The sequence below is a fragment of the Mesorhizobium sp. M4B.F.Ca.ET.089.01.1.1 genome (genome assembly GCF_004022605.1).
GTDB classification, from domain to species: Bacteria; Pseudomonadota; Alphaproteobacteria; order Rhizobiales; family Rhizobiaceae; genus Mesorhizobium; species Mesorhizobium abyssinicae.
This window is the reverse complement of record NZ_RZOS01000513.1, coordinates 1-3,702: the sequence shown is the minus strand read 5'-3', so window position 1 is coordinate 3,702 and position 3,702 is coordinate 1. Positions and strand designations below refer to the sequence as shown.

Genomic DNA, 3,702 nt, shown 5'->3' with positions numbered 1-3,702 from the left:
CTCCAGCACCATGCCGCGTCCGTCGGCAGTCAGCCGCTCCTCCTCGAGCTCCGGCTCCTTCATCAGCCAGTGGGCGATGCGGCGGTACAGCTGGACATGCGGGCCGCCGCCTTCGAAGCCGCGCGCCCACAGCCAGCCCTGATCGGACAAGAGCATGCCGACGCGGCCTTCGCCCTTGCGGTCGAGCAGGAGCAGCGGCAAATTGTCGGCGCCCTTCATCACCACTTCGCCTTCGGGGTTCTTGACACCGATGGTGCGGAACCAGCGGCTCCAGTGCGGCGGTTCGGTGTTGGAGCCGTCGAGGCCACGCGTCACCGGATGGCGCTGGCCGAGGTCGGTGAGGCGTGGGTAGAAGGCCTTGTCGACGACCTCGCCGCTCGGCATCGCCGGCAGTGCCGACATCAGCGGCGTGCGGGCGATCGAGCTCTCGCCGGCATATTCGGGACCGGCGGCGATCAGCAGCGCGCCGCCCTTTTCGACATATTCGGAGATGTAGTCGTAATAGAGGATCGGCAGCACGTCGCGGTGCTGGTAGCGGTCGAAGATGATCAGGTCGAAATCCTTGATCTTCTCGACGAACAATTCGCGCGTCGGAAAGGCGATCAGCGACAGCTCGTTGATCGGCGTGCCGTCCTGCTTTTCCGGCGGCCGCAAAATGGTGAAGTGGACGAGGTCTACCGAGGCGTCCGACTTCAAAAGGTTGCGCCAGGTGCGCTCGCCCGCATGCGGCTCGCCCGAGACGAGCAGCACGCGCAGATTCTCACGGATGCCGTCGACCAGGGCGATGGCGCGGTTGTTGGCATCGGTCAGCTCGCCCGGCTCGTGATCGATGGCGAGCTCGATGATGTTGCGGCCGGCGTTGGGAACGGTGACCTGCAGCGGCATCGTCTGGCCGATCGTGGCGCGCTCGACCGAGACCTGCTCGCCATTGATCGAGACGCGGACATCGACCTGACCGGCCTGATCGCCGGTGGCGATGACCCGGTAGGTCATATCGAGCGGCTTGCCGACGAGGCCGAAGCGCGGCGCGTTCTCGAACCGGATGCGGCGGTCCTTCTCGTGGTCGTTGCCGGTGATCAGCGCGTGCAGCGGCGCATTGAAATCGGGCGCGCCGGCAGGTGCGTCGTGCACCTCGCCGTCGGTGATCATGATTGCGCCGCCGATGCGCGACGGCGGCACGTCGCGGAAGGCGCCTTCCAGCGCGCTGAACAGCCTGGTGTCGGTGCGTTCCTCGGCGGCATCGGACTTGCCGGCCTCGACGACGCGCACGTCGAACTGCTTGAAGCGGGCAAGCCGCTGCTGCAGCCCGGCGAGCGCTTCGTCGGTCTGCCTGGTACGCTCGCCGATGTCCTGGCTCTGGCTGCGATCGACGACGACGGCGACGACGCTCTTCAACGCGTCGCGCTCCTCGTCGAGGAACACCGGGTTGAGCAGCGCGGCGCCGAGCGCCAGCAAGGCTGTGAAGCGCAGCACCGAGCCGCGCTGGCGGAACCACAGGCCGACCAGCGCCAGCAACGCCAGCGGCGCCAGCACGGCGGCAAGCCAGGGCCAGGACAGAAGCGGTTCGAAGGAGATCGACCAGTTCATCGCTTACTGCCCCAGCCGTTCGAGCAGGACAGGTACATGCACCTGATCGGATTTGTAGTTGCCGGTCAGCATGTACATCATGATGTTGACGCCGGCGCGCAGCGCATAGATCCGCTGCATCGGGTCCGCCGGCACGGTCGGCAGCAACGGGTCGCCATTCTCGTCCACCGCCCAGGCGCCGGCGAAATCATTGGCGGTGATCAGGATCGGCGAAACGCCGTCGCCGACGCGCACCGGACGGTTCTCGGCGTTGCTGGCGTCGAGCGAGGCCTCGACCCAGAGCGGGCTGCCGTTGAACCGCCCGGGAAACTCCGGAAGGATGAAGAAGGATTTGGTCAGCACGTGGTCCGAAGGCACCGGCTCCAGCGGCGGCACGTTGAGATTGCCGAGGATGTCGCGCAGCCGTTCCGTTGCCGGGCTGGTCGAGTTCGCGCCGATGCCGTTGGCGAACTGGTCGCGGGTATCGAACAGCACCGTGCCGCCCTGCTGCATATAGGCGTCGATGCGGGCGATCGAGGTTTCGCTCGGCATCGGGGCGGTGGGGTCGATCGGCCAGTAGATCAGCGGGTAGAAGGACAATTCATCCTTGGCGATGTCGACGCCGGCCGGATCACCGGGCTCCAGCGCGGTCTTCTCGATCAGGAAGCGGGTCAGGCCTTCCAGTCCGGCGCGGCTGATTGAATCGACGCCGGGCTCGCCGGTCAGCACATAGGCGATGCGGGTCTTCGAGATGTCCTCGATCGCCTGCGTGTCGCCCGGCTTCGCGTCATCGGCGCGGGCGAGGTCGGCATGGCCGACAAGCGCGCCAAGCGCGATCAGCAGGGCAGCCGCGGTGGTCGCTGCGGCGCGCCGGGGTCGGCGCGAGAGCAGGCCGCCCATCCAGAACACCGCCAGCGTGTCGAGCACCATCAGTACCAGCGCCGCCGCGACCAGCGAGCCCTTCAGATTGCGCGATTCGTCGAAGGCGTACTGGATGCTGGTCACTGGCAGCGAAAGGCTGGGCCGGGCCAGCGGCGCGAAGGTGCTCGCGGCGTCGAGCAGATTGTGGGCGAACACACCGGTCTCTGAGCCGTAGAGGCCCGGCGGGTTTTCGATCGTCACCGGCAGCGGACCGGCGCCCGGCACCAGCGGCCTTGCGTCCGGCGTCGGCGGCACCAGCGTGCCGTCGGCGGCGATCATGCGGTAGGGCGCCAGCGAGGTGGCGGCGGCTTCGGCATTGGCGACGGCGGCTCCCTGGTTGCGCGACAATTGCACGATGCGCCTCAGCATCTCGACGAAGCTGCCGGAGATCGGCAGGTTCGACCATGTCGCCTCGGGCGTGACGTGGAACAGCACCAGCGTGCCCTTTCCCTTCTTCAGCCCGGTGACCAGCGGCGTGCCGTCGGCCAGCGTCGCCCAGGTGCGCTCGACGATGTCGGGCGTCGGCTCGGCCAGCACCTGCCGGGTGACGGTGACCTCGGCCGGCGGGGCAAGATCGGCGAAGGGCCCGGTCTTCGGGAATTCGGTGACCGGCTGCGGCGTCGTCCAGGACAGCGCGCCGCCCAGCGCGCGCTCGCCGCTGCGCAGCCTGACCGGCAGGAGGTCGTCGTCATTGCCGGCGGCGGCCAGCCGCGAGCCGGCAAAGCGGACCAGCGTGCCGCCCTTGTCGACCCAGTCGGCGAGCTTTGGCCGCACCTGCTCGGGGATGGTGCCGACATCGGCCATGACAATCATCGCCGGCTTCTGATCGAGCAATTGCGGGATGGCGTCGGCAAGGTCGACGCTCGACGGCTCGACCAGATCGGCGAAGGGCTGCAGCGCGCGGCGGATATAGTAGAGCGGCGACAAGAGCGGCTGCGCCTGGTCGGCCTCGGACTGCGACAACAGCCCGACGCGGCGGCGTTTGGAGCTCTCGTCGAGCACGCGCACGGCGCCGGCCTGATGCTCGCCGTCGAGCGCGATCGAGGCAAAGTCGTTGCGCAGTTCGAACGGCACCGCCATCGTGCCGGTGGCCGTGGTTTCGCCGGGCGAGAAGGTCAGCGTCGCATCAGCGATGCGGCGGCCCTTGTCGTCGAAGGCGCCGGCGATGACCTGGGCGGGCGCCGGATCGCCGGGCGGACGGATCGCGGTCAATGC

The 3,702-nt window shown here is 68.2% G+C and carries 2 protein-coding genes; both read right to left on the bottom strand.

Translation table 11 applies throughout. The annotated features are described in order from the left end of the window. Positions 1-1,587, bottom strand: a 1,587-nt coding sequence (locus EN780_RS29660; RefSeq protein WP_128276070.1) for a hypothetical protein, incomplete at its 3' end; no start/stop codon positions are given. Between the two features lie 3 nt (positions 1,588-1,590). Continuing rightward, positions 1,591-3,702, bottom strand: a 2,112-nt coding sequence (locus EN780_RS29655; protein ID WP_128276069.1) for a DUF4159 domain-containing protein, incomplete at its 5' end; no start/stop codon positions are given.